14 protein-coding genes, 10 tRNA genes and 1 pseudogene are annotated in these 19815 nt (G+C 40.9%); 24 read left to right on the top strand and 1 reads right to left on the bottom strand.

Annotated elements, in window-relative coordinates; genetic code table 11:
- Positions 1-34: 34 nt before the first annotated feature.
- Positions 35-655, bottom strand: coding sequence for an arylesterase (locus tag P4S61_RS00305; RefSeq protein ID WP_145233087.1), 621 nt, complete (start codon positions 653-655; stop codon positions 35-37).
- Here P4S61_RS00305 and P4S61_RS00300 point away from each other — a divergent pair, their 5' ends adjacent.
- From P4S61_RS00300 to P4S61_RS00185, 24 genes and pseudogenes are all read left to right on the top strand, one after another.
- A complete protein-coding gene (locus P4S61_RS00300) occupies positions 656-1369 on the top strand; it encodes an ABC transporter ATP-binding protein (RefSeq protein WP_337117581.1) in 714 nt (237 codons plus the stop codon). It abuts the gene before it with no gap.
- A pseudogene (locus P4S61_RS00295) lies at positions 1359-3859 on the top strand (ABC transporter permease). Before P4S61_RS00300 ends, P4S61_RS00295 begins: the two are co-directional and overlap by 11 nt.
- A 121-nt stretch (positions 3860-3980) precedes the next feature.
- Positions 3981-4505: a crossover junction endodeoxyribonuclease RuvC gene (ruvC, locus tag P4S61_RS00290; protein ID WP_145233090.1), complete on the top strand. Its 525-nt coding sequence runs from the start codon at positions 3981-3983 to the stop codon at positions 4503-4505.
- A gap of 1 nt (position 4506) precedes the next feature.
- Positions 4507-5124, top strand: a complete 618-nt coding sequence (ruvA, locus tag P4S61_RS00285; RefSeq protein ID WP_145233091.1) for a Holliday junction branch migration protein RuvA — start codon at positions 4507-4509, stop codon at positions 5122-5124.
- Positions 5125-5131: 7 nt separating this feature from the next.
- Positions 5132-6139, top strand: a complete 1008-nt coding sequence (ruvB, locus tag P4S61_RS00280; RefSeq protein ID WP_337117580.1) for a Holliday junction branch migration DNA helicase RuvB — start codon at positions 5132-5134, stop codon at positions 6137-6139.
- Positions 6140-7084: 945 nt separating this feature from the next.
- Positions 7085-7789 carry a protein TolQ gene (tolQ, locus tag P4S61_RS00275; protein WP_145233093.1) on the top strand — a complete coding sequence of 235 codons (705 nt, stop codon included), beginning with the start codon at positions 7085-7087 and terminating at the stop codon, positions 7787-7789.
- A complete protein-coding gene (tolR, locus tag P4S61_RS00270) occupies positions 7776-8210 on the top strand; it encodes a protein TolR (protein WP_145233094.1) in 435 nt (144 codons plus the stop codon). The genes tolQ and tolR overlap by 14 nt, the downstream gene beginning before the upstream one ends.
- A 1-nt stretch (position 8211) precedes the next feature.
- Positions 8212-9138, top strand: coding sequence for a cell envelope integrity protein TolA (gene tolA / locus P4S61_RS00265; RefSeq protein WP_145233095.1), 927 nt, complete (start codon positions 8212-8214; stop codon positions 9136-9138).
- A 9-nt stretch (positions 9139-9147) separates the two neighbouring features.
- A complete protein-coding gene (gene tolB / locus P4S61_RS00260) occupies positions 9148-10506 on the top strand; it encodes a Tol-Pal system beta propeller repeat protein TolB (RefSeq protein ID WP_145233096.1) in 1359 nt (452 codons plus the stop codon).
- Positions 10507-10541: 35 nt separating this feature from the next.
- Positions 10542-11084, top strand: a complete 543-nt coding sequence (pal, locus tag P4S61_RS00255; protein ID WP_145233097.1) for a peptidoglycan-associated lipoprotein Pal — start codon at positions 10542-10544, stop codon at positions 11082-11084.
- A gap of 12 nt (positions 11085-11096) precedes the next feature.
- Positions 11097-11840 (top strand): tol-pal system protein YbgF, encoded by a 744-nt coding sequence (gene ybgF / locus P4S61_RS00250; RefSeq protein ID WP_182730648.1) that lies wholly within the window; start codon positions 11097-11099, stop codon positions 11838-11840.
- A 168-nt stretch (positions 11841-12008) separates the two neighbouring features.
- A tRNA-Lys gene (locus P4S61_RS00245) sits at positions 12009-12084 on the top strand.
- A gap of 82 nt (positions 12085-12166) precedes the next feature.
- Positions 12167-12242: transfer RNA gene (locus P4S61_RS00240), tRNA-Lys, on the top strand.
- Positions 12243-12313: 71 nt separating this feature from the next.
- A tRNA-Lys gene (locus P4S61_RS00235) sits at positions 12314-12389 on the top strand.
- Positions 12390-12460: 71 nt separating this feature from the next.
- Positions 12461-12536, top strand: a tRNA-Lys gene (locus P4S61_RS00230).
- Between the two features lie 71 nt (positions 12537-12607).
- A tRNA-Lys gene (locus tag P4S61_RS00225) sits at positions 12608-12683 on the top strand.
- 71 nt (positions 12684-12754) lie between these two features.
- A tRNA-Lys gene (locus P4S61_RS00220) sits at positions 12755-12830 on the top strand.
- A 71-nt stretch (positions 12831-12901) separates the two neighbouring features.
- A tRNA-Lys gene (locus P4S61_RS00215) sits at positions 12902-12977 on the top strand.
- Between the two features lie 71 nt (positions 12978-13048).
- Positions 13049-13124, top strand: a tRNA-Lys gene (locus tag P4S61_RS00210).
- A 71-nt stretch (positions 13125-13195) separates the two neighbouring features.
- Positions 13196-13271, top strand: a tRNA-Lys gene (locus P4S61_RS00205).
- Positions 13272-13690: 419 nt separating this feature from the next.
- Positions 13691-14731, top strand: a complete 1041-nt coding sequence (gene nadA / locus P4S61_RS00200; RefSeq protein ID WP_182730647.1) for a quinolinate synthase NadA — start codon at positions 13691-13693, stop codon at positions 14729-14731.
- Between the two features lie 149 nt (positions 14732-14880).
- A tRNA-Ser gene (locus P4S61_RS00195) sits at positions 14881-14970 on the top strand.
- A gap of 174 nt (positions 14971-15144) precedes the next feature.
- Positions 15145-16281, top strand: a complete 1137-nt coding sequence (gene csm6, locus P4S61_RS00190) for a CRISPR-associated ring nuclease Csm6 (RefSeq protein WP_337117578.1) — start codon at positions 15145-15147, stop codon at positions 16279-16281.
- Positions 16282-16351: 70 nt separating this feature from the next.
- The gene (locus tag P4S61_RS00185; protein ID WP_337117577.1) at positions 16352-19792 is read left to right on the top strand and encodes a DEAD/DEAH box helicase family protein; all 3441 of its coding nucleotides are present in this window, start codon (positions 16352-16354) and stop codon (positions 19790-19792) included.
- Positions 19793-19815 lie beyond the last annotated feature (23 nt).

Genomic DNA, 19815 nt, shown 5'->3' with positions numbered 1-19815 from the left:
GTACTGAGTGAAATAAATCATTTTATGAGGATGTTTAGTTATTTATCCAGTCATTGATCGATTTATACATCACATCTCGTAGTATAGGTTGAGCAGTTTTGTTAGGGTGTATGTTGTCGTTTTGCATCAGGCTATTATCAGCAGCGACATTCAAGATAAAAAATGGCATTAAATGGCTGTTTGTGGCACCAGCAACCTCAGCAAAACTAGCGGTAAATAATCCGGTATAACGTGGCCCATAGTTAGGCGGGATGTGTACTTCCATAATCGCTACTTTGGCATCAGCTTGTTTGCTCTTGCTCACTAAACTGGCTAGGTTTTCTTTTAGGCGTTTAATTGGAAAGCCACGCAGGCCGTCGTTACCACCAAGCTCTATAAGTACATGGCTCGGTTGAAACTCATTAAGTAGGGCGTCTAAACGACGCAGTGCGCCACCGGTGGTTTCGCCACTGATACTGGCATTGATAAGTTGGATTGGTGCTTGCTCGTTGTCGTACTTATCTTGTAACAGTTTAACCCAGCCTTGCTCTTGTTTTAAGCCGTAGGCGGCGCTTAAACTATCACCTAAAATTAAAATTGTGTTGTCAGCTGCCGCACTAAGTGGTTTGATTACTAATAGTAAAACGAAAATAAAACGTAGGATTGAATACATCATATGTCAGCGCTATCTCAATTAAATATCATTCAGGTTAAAGGTCTTTCTAAAATGGTTAATACCCTTGAAGGGGATTTGCCCATCCTCAGTGACATCACCTTTAATGTCAAGTCTGGAGACTCAGTTGCTGTAGTTGGTACCTCAGGTTCAGGTAAATCAACTTTATTAAGTTTGCTCGCAGGGCTTGACCAATCGACTCAGGGATCAATTTATTTAGATGGTGAGCCGCTGCATGAACTTGATGAAGAAGCGCGTGCGGCATTAAGAGCTGCAAAAGTCGGTTTCGTATTTCAATCATTTATGTTAGTACAGAGTTTAACAGCACTTGAGAATGTGATGTTACCGGCAGAGCTTGCTGGTGAAAAAAATGCCAAGCAACAAGCACTCGATCTTCTGGAAAAAGTAGGTTTAAGTCATCGTATTGAGCATTATCCGTCGCAATTGTCTGGTGGTGAGCAGCAGCGTGCAGCGATTGCTCGCGCATTTATTGGCACACCAAAGATTTTATTCGCCGATGAGCCATCAGCAAATCTTGATAGCAAAAATGGTAAGTTAATTGAGTCACTGTTATTCGAGCTTAATCAGCTTCATGGCACGACGCTGATTTTAGTCACACATGATGAGGCGTTAGCAGCAAAGTGTCAGCATGTGTTACAAATTGAAGCGGGTCAATTAGTTAAAAATACCAATGAGGCTGTGGCGAATGTGGGTTAAATTAGCATTAAAATTATTTAGCCGGGAATTTCGCCGTGGTGAACTTACGGTGATTTGTGCGGCCATAGCGTTGGCGGTATTGACGGTTTTAACGCTTTCTATGGTGACTGATCGCATAGGGCAAAGCATAGCGCAAAAAAGCAGCGCCTTTATTGCCGCTGATCGCGTGCTGGCAAGCAACCATGAATTACCGGGTGAATATTTAACAACAGCAAGCGAATACAACTTACAAACCGCACAGCTAACTTACTTTGATACTATGCTGTTTGCTAATGACGGAATGCAATTAAGCTCAGTAAAAGCGGTGTCGGAGCATTACCCACTTAAGGGCGAACTAAAAGTTAAAAGCAGCTTAACCGGAGAGGTTGAAGTGGCCACGCAAGGGCCAGCTGTTGGTAATGTGTGGTTTAGTGAATCGGTATTTTATGCACTAAATGTAAAAGTAGGTGATACGGTTGAGCTTGGCGCTGCGCAATTTAATATTGAAAAAGTATTGGTGGAAGAGCCTGATGCGCCATTTAATATTTTTTCAAGTAGTCGTCGTGTGTTGTTAAATAACCAAGATGTAGACAAAACTGAAGTGATCCAGCCGGGCAGCCGTGTTTTTTACCGCCAGTTGTATGCAGGGGATGAGAGTAACCTTACTGACTTTTATAGCTGGCTAAAACCACAAATGAAAGAAAACCAGCAATGGTATGGTGTTAAAGACAGACAGTCGCCGATTGCAAATAGCTTAAACCGCGCTGAAAGCTTTTTATTATTAGCGGGGTTATTGGGCATTATTTTAGCGGCGGTGGCTATTGCCGTGTCTGCAAAGCGTTATTGCGAACGCCAATATGACCCAGTTGCGATGATGAAAACCTTAGGTGGTAGCCGATCGACAATTCGCAAAATTTACTTACTGCATTTATCACTGGTGTGTGCTTTGTCGGTCATACTTGGCTTAGCCATTGGCTATGGTTTACAAGAGATAGCTACTAGTTATTTAGCTAAATCAATGAACAATACTCTTCCTGCTGCGGGTATAAAACCGTGGTTTGTGGCGATTAGTACTGGCGTTATCTGTGCGGTGATGTTTTCAATCAAGCCGTTATTAGATTTATTTGATATTCCACCGCTTAGGGTATTACGCCGTAACTTAGGCGATAAGCTATTAGTAAGTAAAGTGCATTTAGCTATGTCGGGCTTAACAGTCTTTTTATTAATGTGGTTGTTTAGTAATAACCTTAAAATTACCGCTATTTTGTTTGTCTCCACTTTAATTTTGATTGCAATACTGTTTGTATTATCGCGGTTAATCTTTGGCAGCGGACGTAAACTAGGATTGCGCCCGGGAATAGTTGGTCATTAGCGATTGCTTCGTTGCAAAAACGTGCCAATGCTAATGCGGTACAGTTGATCAGTTTTTCGTTGGCAATAAAGCTATTGTTATTTTTAGTGGTGCTGAAAAACGATATGATCGCAGATTGGCAATCGCAACTTCCAAGCGACGCGCCGAATGCTTTTTTAGTCAATATAACCGAAACTGAATTGCCAGACGTAACAAGCTTTTTAGAGCAAAAAAATATTCAAGTATCTGAGTTCTATCCGACTATTCGTGGTCGCGTAAACGCTGTTAATGGTGAATTAGTTGCTCGCGAAGTCTCATTACAAGATAACGAGAAGAAAGACGAAGAAGCACGCGCAGGTATTGGTCGAGAGCTAAATCTTACATGGTTAGAGCAAGTCCCTGTGCAAAATGAGATCATAGACGGGCAGTGGTTTGGCGACAATGCCACCGCTGAAGCATCGATCGAAGAATCTATGCTAGAACGCTTAGATGTGAAACTGGGTGATACGCTAACATTTTTGATTGGCGCCCAGTCATTTGATGCCAAAATCACCAGTGTTCGTAAAGTTAATTGGGCTACTTTGAAGCCTAATTTCTTTATTATATTAAGCCCTGATGTACTGGCTGATTTTCCTGCGACGTATATTTCATCAGTGCGTATCGAAGCCGAGCAAAAACGCGATTTTAGTGAGCTACTACGTGCCTACCCGACAATCAACGCCATCGACGTTGACAGCTTTGTCAAACAAATACGTTCTACTATTTCGCAAGTATCGCTGGCAATTGGATTTGTACTGGCGATCGTGGTGATGTGTGGTGGCTTGGTTTTAATTTCGCAAGTGCAAGCAAGCCTTGGTGAACGGATGCAGGAAATTGTCATATTGCGTACCTTAGGCGCCAAAGGGCGGCTAATAAAAAATGCCACTTTATATGAGTTTTTATTGCTGGGCAGCGCTGCTGGTTTTGTCGCTGCGTTGGTCAGTGATGTGGCTTTATTAATAGTGCAACGTGAGATGTTTGACTTAGCAGGTAAGCTGCACCCGCATATTTGGCTTATTGGACCATTAGTGGGTGGTGTGTTTGTGGCATCACTGGGCTACTTTATGATAGCTAGAACCATGCGTAAAAATACCCAAGGGTTACTACGCTCTTTAGCCTAAAAGGTTAGCAATTAAACAAGCCCGTTTTTACGGGCTTTTTTATGCCAATAATGCACTGGTAATTTATACAGTGCTCTGGCATTATTAGCGTACTTAACTATTTACACTGATTGGGCAAGTATTGGCTATTATTTTAGGGATTGATCCTGGCTCACGATTAACCGGTTATGGGGTGATTGCCCATCAAGGTGCTAAATTTACTTATTTAGGCAGCGGTTGTATAAAACTGGCCGATCACGAGTTTCCTATTCGATTAAAAATGATTTATCAGGGGATCAGTCAACTAATCGAACAATTCTCTCCCGATCATTTTGCCATTGAAAAAGTATTTATGGCGCATAATCCTGATTCAGCTCTTAAATTAGGCCAAGCCAGAGGAGCTGCAATTGTTGGTGCGGCAATGGCTGAGTTACCGGTGTTTGAATACTCGGCGCGGCAAATTAAACAAGCGGTGGTAGGGCACGGTGGTGCCGATAAATCGCAAGTGCAGCATATGGTTAAAAATATTTTAAAATTGCCAGGCACACCGCAAGCGGATGCAGCCGATGCATTAGCCATTGCGATATGCCATGCTCATTCCGATCAAAATTTAATAAAACTAGCGGGCAGTGCCAGTAAAACCGTTAGAGGACGATTAAGGAAATAACATGATAGGTCGCTTAAATGGCATCTTAGTAGAAAAACAACCGCCAGAAATTTTGCTTGAAGTAAGCGGTGTTGGTTACGAAGTTAACATGCCGATGACGTGTTTTTATGATTTACCAAACATTGGCGAAAATGCCATTGTGTATACTCATTTTGTAGTAAGAGAAGACGCCCAGTTATTATTTGGCTTTAATAATAAAATTGAGCGAGCATTATTTAGAGAGCTATTAAAAGCCAATGGCGTTGGGCCAAAGCTCGGATTAGCAATACTTTCAGGGATGTCGGCTAAGCAATTTGTTAGCTGTGTGAATAACGAAGATGCCACCAGTTTAGTGAAACTGCCAGGTGTAGGTAAAAAAACCGCAGAGCGCCTGGTACTTGAAATGAAAGACCGATTAAAAGATTGGGGTAATGACTTATTCACGCCATTTAGTGATAATGCAGTTATAGAGCCCGCATCTGACGCACTTATTGCTAATAATGCGGCAGATGATGCAATCTCTGCGTTAGTGTCATTAGGTTATAAATTGGCGCAAGCACAAAAAACAGTAAAATCAGTGGCCAAGCCTGGTATGTCTACAGAGGTTCTGATCAAAGAATCTCTAAAATCAATGTTGTGAGTAAACCATGATTGAAGCGGATCGTTTAATAGATGCGACTGAACAAAGAAATGAAGATGTAGTCGATCGCGCGATTAGACCAAAACTATTAGCCGATTATACTGGTCAGCCCCATGTTAAACAGCAAATGGAAATATTTATAGAAGCTGCACGTAGTCGGGGTGAAGCGCTTGATCATTTATTAATATTTGGTCCGCCGAGTTTGGGGAAAACCACACTAGCAAACATTGTTGCCAATGAGCTGAATGTCAGTATTAAAACAACCTCGGGCCCAGTGCTTGAAAAAGCCGGTGATTTAGCCGCACTACTGACCAATTTAGAAGAAGGCGATGTACTTTTTATTGATGAAATACATAGGCTAAGCCCGCAAGTTGAAGAAATACTCTATCCTGCAATGGAAGATTATCAACTCGATTTAATGATTGGTGAAGGGCCCGCAGCTCGTTCCATTAAGCTCGATTTACCCGCTTTTACCTTAATTGGCGCAACCACTCGCGCAGGCTCGTTAACCTCACCACTTAGAGACCGTTTTGGTATTGTGCAGCGTTTAGAGTTTTATTCGGTGGCAGATTTATCGACTATAGTGGGGCGTTCTGCTCATTATTTAAATTTAGCCATGTGTGATGAAGGTGCTATTGAAATTGCTAAACGCTCTCGTGGTACGCCACGTATCGCTAATCGATTATTACGCCAGGTACGAGATTACACACAAGTTAAATCAGACGGTACTGTAAATGCCGAAGTAGCAGAGCTGGCACTTAATATGATTGATGTCGATAAAAGCGGCTTTGATTATATGGACCGTAAATATTTACTCGCGATCATTGAAAAGTTTATGGGGGGTCCGGTAGGGTTAGACAACTTAGCCGCCGCTATCGGTGAAGAAAAAGAAACCATTGAAGATGTGATCGAGCCTTACCTCATCCAGCAAGGATTTATCCAACGTACGCCAAGAGGGCGTATTGTGTCTGATAACGCCTATCATCACTTTGGCTTATTACCCAAACAAGAATAAAGTACATTTATTGTAGCTGTATGCGTGCGTATGGCTGCAAACCCACCTCACACATCTTCTATACTGTTCTTTTAGCCACTATTCAAATGTCTATTTTGCTGTGTTTAAGTTAATCGCGTGATTAGCATATTACTTAAAGTTTAGATTATTTAGTTATTTGGGCTAATACAATTCACATGCTGTTAAGTTTGTAAACGATATTGTATGCGCCATAGCGAGGTAGTGCTGTGCGTGATTTGCAGGCAAAAAAAGCCCGCATAAAATGCGGGCAAACAACAAGTTGAAGGAAGTAATCTAAGTAACACTGCTTAAATTCATCAAGTTTTATCAAGAAGACTTTAAGCATAGCAATACGAAAAATCAGAATCATATTGCAAAGAACTGGGCTGAATGAAGTATTCATTGCTGCGCTAGCTCGGTATGGGAGAATAATACGCAATAGTTGGTTTTTGTTCAAACTAGAAAAATTTAATTTTCAGATAAAAAAACTAATAGCAAGATTTTTATGAACGCTTTATTTTTGTTCATAAAGTTCACGGTAATATATTAATTTGTTGAATTTGTGATGTTTTATTTGTTTGAGTGTTTTTTTTATAGATTAGTTAAACTGTTGCATTGACCATGCTTACAGTCAATTATGCTTGTTTATTCATTAAGAGTGAATAAACGGGGTGTTTTACACAGTTTTTGTTTATAAATAAGCACCGCAGCATGTATTTACCTTAACAGCCCAGTCTTAAATAGTTGCGTTAAGATTGACTAATAAGGTTATAAAAATGATGTCAGCCTGCTCTTCAACGTTTTTTGTTGCTAATTCACAGCAATAGCGTTGTCAGTACTGAGCTGAATCGATACACTAGTTGCAACTTTTGGCCATTTTTTCGGTCATATACCTAGCGTATAATGAAATGTTATTTATACAAGAAATCTTATTAGGAGTTTAATGTGGGTTCAGGGCTTAATTTTTTAGATTTAATTCTAGAAGCAAGTTTTCTTGTGCAATTAGTTATGCTGGCATTAGTAGGTATGTCAGTGATGTCATGGGCAATTATTTTTCAGCGCAAAAAAGCAATTTCAGATGCATTATCCAATACTAAGCGATTTGAGCAAAAATTTTGGTCAGGCATTGATTTAAGTAAACTCTACAATGAGATCTCATCGCGTAGCGGTAGCTCAACCGGCGTTGAAGCATTATTTATAGCAGGCTTTAAAGAGTTTGCTCGCCATAAGAAAAACTCTTTTCAAAGTGCTAGCATTGTAATGGAAGGGACGCATCGTTCAATGCGAGTTGCGTTATCTCGTGAAATCGAAAAATTAGAATCAAGTTTATCGTTTTTAGCAACAGTGGGGTCTATCAGTCCTTACATTGGTTTGTTTGGGACTGTGTGGGGCATTATGAATGCCTTTATCGCGTTAGGCGAAGTTAAGCAAGCAACCTTGCAAATGGTTGCCCCAGGTATAGCTGAAGCGCTTATTGCAACAGCTATGGGGTTATTTGCAGCTATTCCTGCGGTTATTGCATACAACCGTTTTGCTAATAGAGTTGAAAAGCTAGAATCTAACTACATTAACTTTATGGAAGAGTTTGCAAATATTTTACACCGTCAAGCAGCTACCCAAATAGAGGCAAAAGCGAATGTATCAGCGTAAGAAGCGTCGTCCTGTTGCAGAGATAAACGTAGTTCCTTACATTGATGTAATGCTGGTGCTACTGATTATTTTTATGGCTACTGCGCCTTTGATCACTCATGGTGTTAAAGTTGATTTGCCAAAAATGGAAGAATCAGATTTAGTCGATACTAAAGATACGCCACCGATCATTGCTTCAATTGATGCACAAGGTAAGTACTATGTCAGTATTGGTACTGATCCAGAAGAACCGATGGAAGCATTAGATGTTGCCGCTGTTATTAAGTTGCAACTGATGAAAAACCCAGAAACTCCAGTGATGATCAAAGGCTCAGGTAAAGTATCGTATCAAGAAGTATTATTATTGATGGATTTCTTAAAAAATGCCGGTGTACCTTCAGTTGGATTAATGACTGAGTCGTTTGAAGGGAATAAAAACTAATATGGGTGCTTCAGTATTAAAATCAGTGTTATTGCACCTCGCTATAATAGGCGTTCTGGTAGGAACCGCGAGTTTTCATACTTCACCGCCTAAAGTAATGGAAGTCACCTTGAACAAGGCTATGCCTGATGCTGAAAATGCTGTTTCAGCAGTGACTGTTGACCAGAAAATGGTTGAACAAAAAATTGCTGAGTTGAAACGCAAAGAAGATGATAAAAAACGTGCTGAAGATAAACGCATTCGTGATTTAGAGCGCCGAGCATCTGATGCACGTAAACAACGTGAAGCTGAAGATCGTCGAATTAAGAAGCTAGAGCAAGAGCGCCGAGCAAAAGAGAAAGAAACGGCACAAGCGCAAGCACAGGCTAAAAAAGCGCGTGAAATAGAGCAAAAAGAACGTGAAAAAGCGCAGCAGGCTGAAAAGCAAAAAGAAGCGTCTGAGTTAGCTGCAAAAGCGGCAGCTGAGAAACGTAAACAGGCAGAAGAGGCATTAAAAAAAGCCGAAGACGACCGTAAACGTGAAGAGTTAGCCGCTAAAAAACGCGCAGAAGCTGCTGAAGAGGCGCGTCAAAAAGCATTACAAGAGCAAATGCTGCAAGAGCAGTTAGCCACAGAGCAAGCCGCGCGAAATAAATTGCGTCAGCAACAGGTCGGCACTGAGGTTGATAAATACAAAGCATTAATTATGGCGCGTATTCAGCAAAATTTATTAATTGATGAAAAAATGAAAAACCAACAATGCCGTGTGAATATTCGCTTAGGTTTTAATGGTCTGGTCACACAAGTGAAATCTTTAGGTGGTGATAAGTTAGTATGCGAAGCGGCGCTAAGGGCGGTTCGTATGGCTGAAACACTGCCGGTATCTAAAGATCAAGACGTGTTTGAGCAATTAAAAAATATTAACTTAACGATCAAGCCACAATTTTAAAGGAATTATATGTTCAATCAGTTGAAAACAGTTTGTTTAATTTTAGTTCTTGGCTTTACCAGTGTTGCAAATGCTGCGCTTGAAATAGTCATAACAGAAGGTGTTGATAGTGCACGCCCTATAGCCATCATCCCTTTTAAATATAAAGGTGTTGGGCCAATTCCACAAAAGCTCAGTGATGTTATTGCTGCCGATTTGATGCGCAGTGGTAAATTTAAACCAATTAGTGTTGACGAAATGCCACAGCTGCCAAGCAAAAATGCAGATATAGATTATGGTGCGTGGGTAAATAAGGGTGTTGAAGCAATTTTAGTTGGTGAAGTTGAACAGCAAACAGATGGCCGTTATTTGGTACGTTATGAGCTTGTTGATGTTATCCGCGGCCAAATCACCGGCGGTGAAACGCAAATGATGAGCAATGGTAAATTAGTTAAAAATCAAGATCATGTTCAAGAAGCACGCGAAAGTGTGATAAGCGAATCTGGGTTTAGACGCTACGCTCATCGTATTAGTGATGTTATTTATGAAAAACTTACCGGTGAGCGCGGTGCCTTTTTAACAAAAATTGCTTATGTCATTGTGCGTGATGACGAACCAAAACCTTATCAGCTTGTTGTTGCTGATTACGATGGGTTTAATGAACAAGTTTTATTACGCTCTCAAGAGCCGTTAATGTCCCCAGCATGGTCACCTGATGGTACTAAATTAGCTTATGTGACGTTTGAAAATCGTCAAAGCCAAATCTATATGCAAGATTTATACACTGGTAAGCGTGAAATCATTACCAGCCATCAAGGTATCAATGGTGCGCCACAGTTTTCACCTGACGGTAAAAAACTATTATTAGTACTGTCAAAAGACAGAAACGGTGCCACAGAAGTGTATATGTTAGATTTAGCTACACGTAAAGAAACACGCCTTACTCGCCACCGTAGTATAGATACTGAACCGTCTTGGCATCCGAATGGTCAAGATATCGTGTTTACCTCGGAAAGGGGTGGTAATGCTCAGATTTATAAGTTAAATTTACAAACAGGTAGGTCACAACGAATGACCTTTGATGGTGATATGAATCTAGCAGGTTCTATTACCCCTGATGGCAAAGAATTAGTGATGGTTAACCGTACTAACGGGCAGTACCATCTTGCTAAGAAAGAGCTGGCTACTGGAGCGTTTCAAGTATTAACTCGAACGCGTCTAGATGAATCACCGAGTATAGCACCTAATGGCTCGATGATTATTTATAGCACGCTACATAATAATAAGCAGGTACTAGCGCTGGTATCAATGGACGGTCGTTTTAAAGCACGTTTACCTGTGCTAAATGGACAAGTAAAGGCACCCGCGTGGTCGCCTTATTTACAGTAATATTTGCTGGTTTACTCAATATAGGAATCTACTCAATGCAACTTAATAAAATACTTAAAGGCCTGCTAATTGCTGTGCCTGTTATGACTCTAGCAGCTTGTAGCTCATCTTCAGATATCGACGAAGGTGCAGCAAATCAATCAAATCAAGCGACAGTTGAGCAAACAGCTAATAATGACACTGTTGAAGTGGCAACATTAACACCTGATCAAAAAGCACAAGAAGAACTCACTCAAAAATACGAAGCATTACGTGAAAAGCAAGTAATTTACTTTGATTTTGATAAAGCGACGATTCAAGGTCAGTACGGTGAATTACTTCGAGCTCATGCTGAGTTTTTAGTAAAGAATCCATCAGTTAAAGTACTAATTGAAGGTCATGCAGATGAGCGTGGTACACCTGAGTACAATATCGCATTGGGTGAGCATCGTGGTCAAGCAGTTGAAAAATACCTTCAAAGTTTAGGTGTTTCTGCAAGCCAAATGTCAGTAGTGAGCTACGGTGAAGAAAAGCCGATGGTTAAATCACGCACTGAATCTGCTTTCGCTAAAAACCGCCGTGCGGTACTAGTTTACTAAATTAGAGACATTATGAAGCCGAAAATTATTTTGGCAGCCATGATATTGAGCGGGAGCACCCAAGTTTGGGCTGCTCCCGCTCCTGTTTCAGAAGCTGCGAGTTCACAATCGAGTATAGAAAAACGCCTTGCTGCCCTTGAAAGTATGATGCAGTCGAGAAATTTATTACAAGTTGAGTTACAGCAACAGCTAAATATGCTGCAAGATGAAGTGAGTCAAGTTCGCGGGATCACCGAAGAACAGACCTATAAGCTTGAGAAAGTACTGCAACGCCAACGTGAGCTGTATCAAGAAATTGAAAATCGCGTGAGCCAAGCTTACTCGCAACCCAGTACAGAGCAATATGCAGAGCCTGTTGCATCGCAAGCTATTAGTTCGGATCTGTCTGAGAATGAGGCTTACGAGCGTGCAGTGGCATTAATTATGAAGGACAAGCGCTACGATCAGGCAATTCCAGAGTTTCAAACGTTTTTAACAACGTATCCAAATTCTGTTTATGCGTCCAACGCTCATTATTGGTTAGGGCAATTGCTGACAATTAAAAATGATGCAGTAAAAGCATCGGAACATTTTAAAGTTGTTGTAAATGAATTTCCAAATTCAAATAAGCGTCCAGATGCAATGTTAAAGCTTGGAACTTTATTGCAAGAGCAAGGTTTAGCCGATCAAGCATCAAAAACCTTTCAGGATCTGCTTAACCAATACCCAAGTACAACTGCTGCAAAATTGGCCACTGATCGCCTTTCAAAAATGTAGAATCAGCTTGATTAGACTGCTTTTTGTCATAAGCGGTCTAAAATTGGTCAGCTAGACATAAAAACTTAAAAAAAGAGACATTTTCTGTTGCACTCATTTTTTAAATAAGTATTATAAGCGCCCGCAGCAAACGAATGGTTCAACCACTCAAATTGCGGCAAAAAGAGCGGGTCATTAGCTCAGTTGGTAGAGCAGTGGACTTTTAATCCATTGGTCGATGGTTCAAGTCCATCATGACCCACCATTCATTAGTAAGTTATAGAATGGTCTTTTATCGGCGGATTTACGTATTAGTGTTTGGTTGCATTTAGTTGCAACAGCAGAGCGGGTCATTAGCTCAGTTGGTAGAGCAGTGGACTTTTAATCCATTGGTCGATGGTTCAAGTCCATCATGACCCACCATTCTTTATTCGTAGAATAGTAGAGTGGTTATAATCGGCGGATTTACGCAGCGTGCTTAGGCACATCAGAGCGGGTCATTAGCTCAGTTGGTAGAGCAGTGGACTTTTAATCCATTGGTCGATGGTTCAAGTCCATCATGACCCACCATTCTTTATTCGTAGAATAGTAGAGTGGTTATAATCGGCGGATCTACGCAGCGTGCTTAGGCACATCAGAGCGGGTCATTAGCTCAGTTGGTAGAGCAGTGGACTTTTAATCCATTGGTCGATGGTTCAAGTCCATCATGACCCACCATTCTTTATTCGTAGAATAGTAGAGTGGTTATAATCGGCGGATTCACGCAACGTGCTTAGGCACATCAGAGCGGGTCATTAGCTCAGTTGGTAGAGCAGTGGACTTTTAATCCATTGGTCGATGGTTCAAGTCCATCATGACCCACCATTCTTTATTCGTAGAATAGTAGAGTGGTTATAATCGGCGGATCTACGCAACGTGCTTAGGCACATCAGAGCGGGTCATTAGCTCAGTTGGTAGAGCAGTGGACTTTTAATCCATTGGTCGATGGTTCAAGTCCATCATGACCCACCATTCTTTGTTCGTAGAATAGTAGAGTGGTTATAATCGGCGGATTTACGCAGCGTGCTTAGGCACATTAGAGCGGGTCATTAGCTCAGTTGGTAGAGCAGTGGACTTTTAATCCATTGGTCGATGGTTCAAGTCCATCATGACCCACCATTCTTTATTCGTAGAATAGTAGAGTGGTTATAATCGGCGGATTTACGCAGCGTGCTTAGGCACACCAGAGCGGGTCATTAGCTCAGTTGGTAGAGCAGTGGACTTTTAATCCATTGGTCGATGGTTCAAGTCCATCATGACCCACCATTCTTTATTGGTAGAATAGTAGAGTGGTTATAATCGGCGGATCTACGCAGCGTGCTTAGGCACATCAGAGCGGGTCATTAGCTCAGTTGGTAGAGCAGTGGACTTTTAATCCATTGGTCGATGGTTCAAGTCCATCATGACCCACCATTCTGGTTTATTCAATTTCAGTTTATCTGACCCCTATTTAGTAAATTCACATCACTTTACATCAAAAGCAAAAAACACTTACAAAAATCATCGTCAAGCTAAATACAAATGCGTTAATCAAATTGCTATTATATCAATCGTGTTAAGTTACTGACCATTTATAGCGACAGATAAATACAGTGATAACAAGGCTTAAATTTTGACATGTAGTTGTTCTCGGCAATTGCTCCTGCATTGCTCTACCTCCTGCATCCATGCAGTCGTACATAAAAAATAACTAACGCAGTTAACGCTTTATTTAGCCTGCTAGAATGATTAAATATTTAAGTAGATTGGTATTTATGACCACTACTGTTATTTAGTTTTATATTCTCGTATAATCCGCCCCATAAATGCACTGTAGATTAAGTGGTCGAGAAATGAGTTTAGCTCAAACTATTATGCCTGAAGGTTATATCTTTCCTCCTAAACCAGCTCCATTGAATAATGATGAGCAGGCGCAATACAAAGCACGTATCAAGCAATTATTGATTGATAAAAATGCCGTATTGGTTGCCCATTATTATACTGATCCTGAAATTCAAGCGCTTGCTGAAGAAACTGGCGGTTGTGTTGCTGATTCGCTAGAAATGGCTCGCTTTGGTGCCAAGCACGATGCTGACATGATTATCGTTGCCGGCGTACGTTTTATGGGTGAAACAGCAAAAATACTGACACCGAATAAAACCGTGGTTATGCCAACACTAGAAGCAACTTGTTCGCTTGATATTGGTTGCCCAATTGATGAGTTCTCAGCGTTTTGTGATCAGCACCCTGATCGTAAAGTGGTTGTATACGCAAATACATCAACTGCCGTTAAAGCTCGCGCTGATTGGATTGTTACCTCATCGTGTGCCCTTGAGATTGTTGAGCACCTAGATGAAATGGGTGAAAAAATCATTTGGGGCCCAGACAAACATTTAGGTGCCTATATTCAAAAGAATACTGGCGCTGATATGATCATGTGGAATGGCGCATGTATCGTGCATGACGAATTTAAAACCAAAGCGTTAAAAGACATGAAAGCGCTTTACCCTGACGCTGGCGTTTTGGTTCATCCAGAATCACCAGCAGAAATTGTAGCGTTAGCTGATGCAGTAGGTTCAACCAGTCAATTGATCAAAGCGGCACAAACTATGAGCAATCAAAAGTTTATTGTTGCCACTGATCGCGGCATTTTTTATAAAATGCAGCAGTTATGCCCTGATAAAGAATTTGTTGCCGCACCAACGGCTGGCGAAGGCGCAACCTGTAAGAGTTGTGCGCACTGCCCGTGGATGGCAATGAACGGCCTCAAAGCGATTGAGGAAGCGTTATTAGATGCAACTGGCAAAGAAGTGTTTGTAGATATGGACCTTCGTGAAGGCGCACTCAAGTCGCTTAATCGTATGCTCGATTTCTCAGCGTCACTCCAACGCTAAACTAGGTTATAAAGATAAGGCCGCTGGTATTGCTATCAGCGGCCTTTTTTGTTTGTTTACTAGGCAGTTAACAGGCAAAAGGGAAAAACACCTTGCGCCGCCGCGCGCTATTTCATACTATTACGCCGCGTTACCAAATGGTAACCTGCGGAGGGATGGCTGAGTGGCTGAAGGCGCACGCCTGGAAAGTGTGTTTAGGTTAATCCCTAACGAGGGTTCGAATCCCTCTTCCTCCGCCATTATTCAATATTAGGACGCCTCATGGCGTCCTTTTTTGTGCTTATCAATAAAGCTTCTAATTTTATATATCAATACGCCCCCTTTATCTAGTAACTTAATTCATTGAACTCAAACAAGTTCCATTCAGTTACAAATTTGGCTATGATGCTAAATATTCAACAAAAGGATTCTTGATGAAACATATCCTACTAATAGTTACTGGTGCAAGCCCTCAAGTATTAACTGAGACGCTTTACGCTCTTCATCAGCAGGGTAAGCCGATACCCGAAGAGATTTTTGTTATAACTACAAAAAGCACAAAGGCTATGCTTACTGATGGACTATTTAAGCAAGGTCACTTAGCTAAATTAATAGCAGACTACCAACTTCCCAATATTAAACTTCCCGATGAAAATATATGGCTAATAGAAGACAACAAAGGCCAACCTATTGATGATGCAAAATCTGAAATAGAACAAACTTATATGGCTGATTTTATTACCCGTAAAGTATTTGAGCTTACTAATAAAAATAACATTAGTATTCATGCCTCAATCGCGGGTGGGCGGAAAACCATGGCGTTTTATTTAGGTTATGCAATGTCATTATTAGGGGGCGAGCAAGATTCTCTCAGCCACGTATTTGTAAACGACGAGTTTGAATTTGTAAGAGACTTTTACTACCCAACACCATACAACCACATGATCGACGGTAAAAATGGCAAACAAGTTAACTGTAAAAATGCCCAAGTTACACTTGCCGAAATACCATTTGTACGTATGCGCCAATCAATCGACGAAACCCTCATTACGAATATGCAAAGTGCCTCGTTTAGCCAAACAGTAGCAAGTTTAAACTCAGCACATAAAAAAGATTTAGCTCTTGAAGTAAATGCTAAGGCAAAAACACTTACCTTTGCAGGGGTAGAAATTAAACTTACCGCCAAAGAATGCGCCTTTTATTTATGGTTAAACAAATATAGTCAAAGTGGAAAAACTGGCTTAATTGTTGACCGTAACTTTGAAGAAACATTGAGCTACAGCAAAGAGTATCTAACGCATTTACAGCAAAATAGCAGTGATTTACGTATATTCCGTGATACGTTTGGCGTAGAACCAGAAGACTTTAGAGATGGTTTACACAGTAATTTAAAAGTGATGGAAAAAACGTTTGTACAGCAAACACGCAGCCGGATAAACAATAAAATAAAAAATTTGTTACCCAACGAGCTTGCTAAAAAAATAGCGATTGACTCTAATAACCAAAGTTTTGAAACAAGCTACTGGTTAAGTGCAGTAACACATAACATAAAAATAAATATAACGGCTTAAACTTCACAAGCTTGCAAATGCATAAAAATAAATAAGTTTGGTAAATTAGTTTATAAGGAAGTAACGAAGAATGAAGCAATCAATGAACTTTGAACACATTAAGCAACAATGGCCAGAACTACACCAGTTAGCCGCTTTTGCAGAGGAGTATGCGATTACCGATCCGCAAAGCTCATTGGTTAAATTACGTTGCTTTGCCGAAAAAGTCGTAGGCTTCATTTATAAAGAGCTCTGTTTACCTGCCAACCCTAATTCGACTTTTCAAGATAAACTCATTGCTGACAACTTTAAATCAGCAGTACCACAACAAATACAAGATAAACTGCATGCTATACGTAAAAGCGGTAACAGAGCAGCGCACGAAGGCAAAGTAAGTCAGCAAGAAGCGGTATGGATTTTAAAAGAAACTTACTTTATTTCTTGTTATCTTTATATGGCTTTTGCCAATGGCGATCAAAAAGACTTACCAGAATTCACTGCACCCGAACTTACTCAATTAACTAACCAAACAGATGCCGCTTTTGCAAAACAAAATAAGCAACTATCAAAACAGCTAGAAGAAAATAAACTTCGCTTAAAACAAGCGTTAAATGAATTAGAAGCCGCTCAGCAAGCGCAGCAATTGGCTCAAAAAGAAGCGGCCAAACTTAAAAGTGTTATTGATCAAAATAAACTCACTGAATTGCAAACAAATAATAGTGCAATTACATCTAGCTTTAACTTTAATGAAGACGAAACCCGCAAACGAATTATCGATTTAGACTTACGCGCAGCAGGGTGGCATGTTGCACTTGATGATGTTTCTACCGATGAAGTAGGCAAAGAAGTAAAGGTAAATGAGCAACCAACGCCAACAGGCACTGGCTACATAGATTACGTTTTATGGGATGACGACGGAAAGCCACTTGCTGTAATAGAAGCCAAACGCGCCCGTGAAAACATCGAAAAAGGCCGTGAGCAAGCAACGCTTTATGCCAACGCGCTCGAAAAACAATTTGGTCAACGCCCTGTTATTTTTTATTCAAACGGCTGGGATATAAAAATCCTAGATGATGCGCAAGGCTATAATAGCCGTGGATTATACGGTTACTATTCAAAAGATTCCCTGCAGTACTTAATAAAGCAGCGCACGCTGAAAAAAGATCTAAACACCACGCCAATAGATACCGCAGTAGCAGGGCGTTTGTATCAAATGGAAACCATAACCCGTGTTTGTGAGCGCTTTAGCGACAAACACCGCAAAGCGCTTATTGTGCAAGCAACCGGCACAGGTAAAACACGCGTATCTATTGCGCTTGCTAAGCGTTTACTTGATGCGGGTTGGGCAAAGCGCGTACTGTTTTTATGTGACCGAAAAGAGCTACGTAAACAAGCGGGTAATGCCTTTACCGAACACACTAAAGAGCCAGTACACATTGTAGGAAAAAGCGCTAAAAATACCGCAGCGAGTGCGCGCGTATTTATCGCGACTTACCCAGGCATGCTGCGCATAATGAACAAGTACGACGTAGGCTACTTTGACCTGATCGTGGCTGATGAATCGCACCGCTCAATTTACAATATTTATGGCGATATTTTTAAATACTTTGACGCGCTAGAAGTGGGCTTAACCGCCACGCCGGTAGAAATGGTATCGCGCTCAACCTGTGATTTGTTTAGCTGTGATTACAAAATGCCAACAGCCAATTACCCACTTGAAGACGCCATAGAGCAAGGCAACTTAGTCCCCTATAAAATTGTAAGTTACACCACACAGTTTTTACGTGAAGGCATTAAAAAAGACAACCTAACCGATGAACAAATAGCCCAACTAGAAGAGCAAGGGATTGATCCTAACGAGCTCGACTTTGACGCAAAACAAATAGACGAAGCCATTAAAAATAAAGACACCAACAGGCTAATACTGCGTAACTTAATGGAAAAAGGCCTGCGCGATAAAGACGGCCAGCTACCTGGTAAAACTATTATATTTGCTCGTAACATAGCCCATGCCGAATTAATGGCGCAGCTGTTTAGTGAGCTTTACCCACAACATGGTGCTAATTTTTGTCGCGTTATTCACTCAAAGTACGAACGCGCCGAAGAGCTAATAGACGACTTTAAATCAAGCGACGAAAACAGCGTACGCATTGCCGTATCGGTCGATATGCTCGACACCGGCATAGACGTACCTGAATGTGTAAACCTTGTATTTGCAAAACCCATAAAATCAAAAGTAAAATTTTGGCAAATGATTGGCCGTGGCACACGCTTATGCGAAAACCTGTATGGCCCAGGCAAGCACAAAACCCACTTTTTAATATTCGACCACTGGGCTAACTTTGAATACTTTGACGAAAACCCAGAAGAAGAAGACGTAAAACAAGCTAAATCTCTACTGCAAAAACTATTTGAAGCGCGGGTAACCCTTGCCCAAACCGCCCTTAAAAAAGCCAATATGGATGTGTTTGACCAAACAATTAAATTAATTCACGGCGATATTTGTTTACTGCCAATGGAATCAATATCAGTACGCGACAACTGGCTAGTGGTCGAAACTTACAAAGATCTAAAACGCCTTAATCAATTTGTGCCCAACACAGCCAGCGACTTACTCGAAAAAGTAGCGCCGCTTATGCAGTGGCGTAACATCATGGGGCAAAGTGAAGCGTATAAATTTGATTCTGAGCTAACCACTATTCAAACGCTGTTACTTACTGATGCAAACCAAATTGATTTAGCTAAACAAAGTGTAATGAACAAGGTTGAGTCGCTACAAATGCACTTAAACGAAGTGCGTAGCAAAGCACCTGCAATAGCAGAAATACAAACAGAGCAATATTGGCAGTATTTAACCCATGCAGCACTTGAGCAAAGTCGTATTAATTTACGCAGTATTATACACCTGCGTAATAAAGATATAGCACCGCCACCCACTGCTTTTATACTTGATATAACCGAAGACACCAACCAAATACACGAAGCCGACAGGCTGACAAAAATAGTCTCTATTGATTATCAAATATATCGCCAAGAGGTTGAAAAAACACTCATCCCGTTGTTTGAAACCGACAGCGTACTTAAAAAAATCCGCAATGGCGAACAAGTAACCGAGGCCGACTTAGCGCAATTAAGTTCGTTAGTGCATACGCAAAACCCAAGTGTAGATTTAAATACATTAAAAGAGTTTTTTCCCGAATCAACCGCGACGCTCGATAAAATATTGCGTACCATAGTCGGTATGGATAAAAACGCCATAGAGCAGAGCTTTACTACCTTTGTGCAGCAAATACACACACATGTAAATGCCAAGCAACAGCGCTTTATTGGTATGTTAAAAAACCACTTAATTCGCCACGGCTCTATTGAAATAGCCCAGCTTTACGATGCGCCTTTTACCCAAATACATGACATGGGGCTCGATGGCGTATTTAGCCAGCAACAAGCCGACGTAATAGAACAATTTATTAAGCAGTTTGATGTAAAACTAGGCGACAAAGCCCAAAGCGTCGAAAAGCAAATACACCTTTAATTTTATAAGCGCGTAATTAGTAC

Origin of the sequence: Pseudoalteromonas sp. B160 (genome assembly GCF_037162485.1) — a bacterium.
GTDB classification, from domain to species: domain Bacteria; phylum Pseudomonadota; class Gammaproteobacteria; order Enterobacterales; family Alteromonadaceae; genus Pseudoalteromonas; species Pseudoalteromonas rhizosphaerae.
This window is presented reverse-complemented; position numbering and strand designations above follow the sequence as displayed.

Coding starts and splice junctions, on each gene's coding strand:
- P4S61_RS00305 (WP_145233087.1), bottom strand. CDS start 655: ATGATGTATTCAATCCTACGTTTTATTTTCGTTTTACTATTAGTAATC.
- P4S61_RS00300 (WP_337117581.1), top strand. CDS start 656: ATGTCAGCGCTATCTCAATTAAATATCATTCAGGTTAAAGGTCTTTCT.
- ruvA (WP_145233091.1), top strand. CDS start 4,507: ATGATAGGTCGCTTAAATGGCATCTTAGTAGAAAAACAACCGCCAGAA.
- ruvB (WP_337117580.1), top strand. CDS start 5,132: ATGATTGAAGCGGATCGTTTAATAGATGCGACTGAACAAAGAAATGAA.
- tolR (WP_145233094.1), top strand. CDS start 7,776: ATGTATCAGCGTAAGAAGCGTCGTCCTGTTGCAGAGATAAACGTAGTT.
- tolA (WP_145233095.1), top strand. CDS start 8,212: ATGGGTGCTTCAGTATTAAAATCAGTGTTATTGCACCTCGCTATAATA.
- tolB (WP_145233096.1), top strand. CDS start 9,148: ATGTTCAATCAGTTGAAAACAGTTTGTTTAATTTTAGTTCTTGGCTTT.
- pal (WP_145233097.1), top strand. CDS start 10,542: ATGCAACTTAATAAAATACTTAAAGGCCTGCTAATTGCTGTGCCTGTT.
- ybgF (WP_182730648.1), top strand. CDS start 11,097: ATGAAGCCGAAAATTATTTTGGCAGCCATGATATTGAGCGGGAGCACC.
- nadA (WP_182730647.1), top strand. CDS start 13,691: ATGAGTTTAGCTCAAACTATTATGCCTGAAGGTTATATCTTTCCTCCT.
- csm6 (WP_337117578.1), top strand. CDS start 15,145: ATGAAACATATCCTACTAATAGTTACTGGTGCAAGCCCTCAAGTATTA.
- P4S61_RS00185 (WP_337117577.1), top strand. CDS start 16,352: ATGAAGCAATCAATGAACTTTGAACACATTAAGCAACAATGGCCAGAA.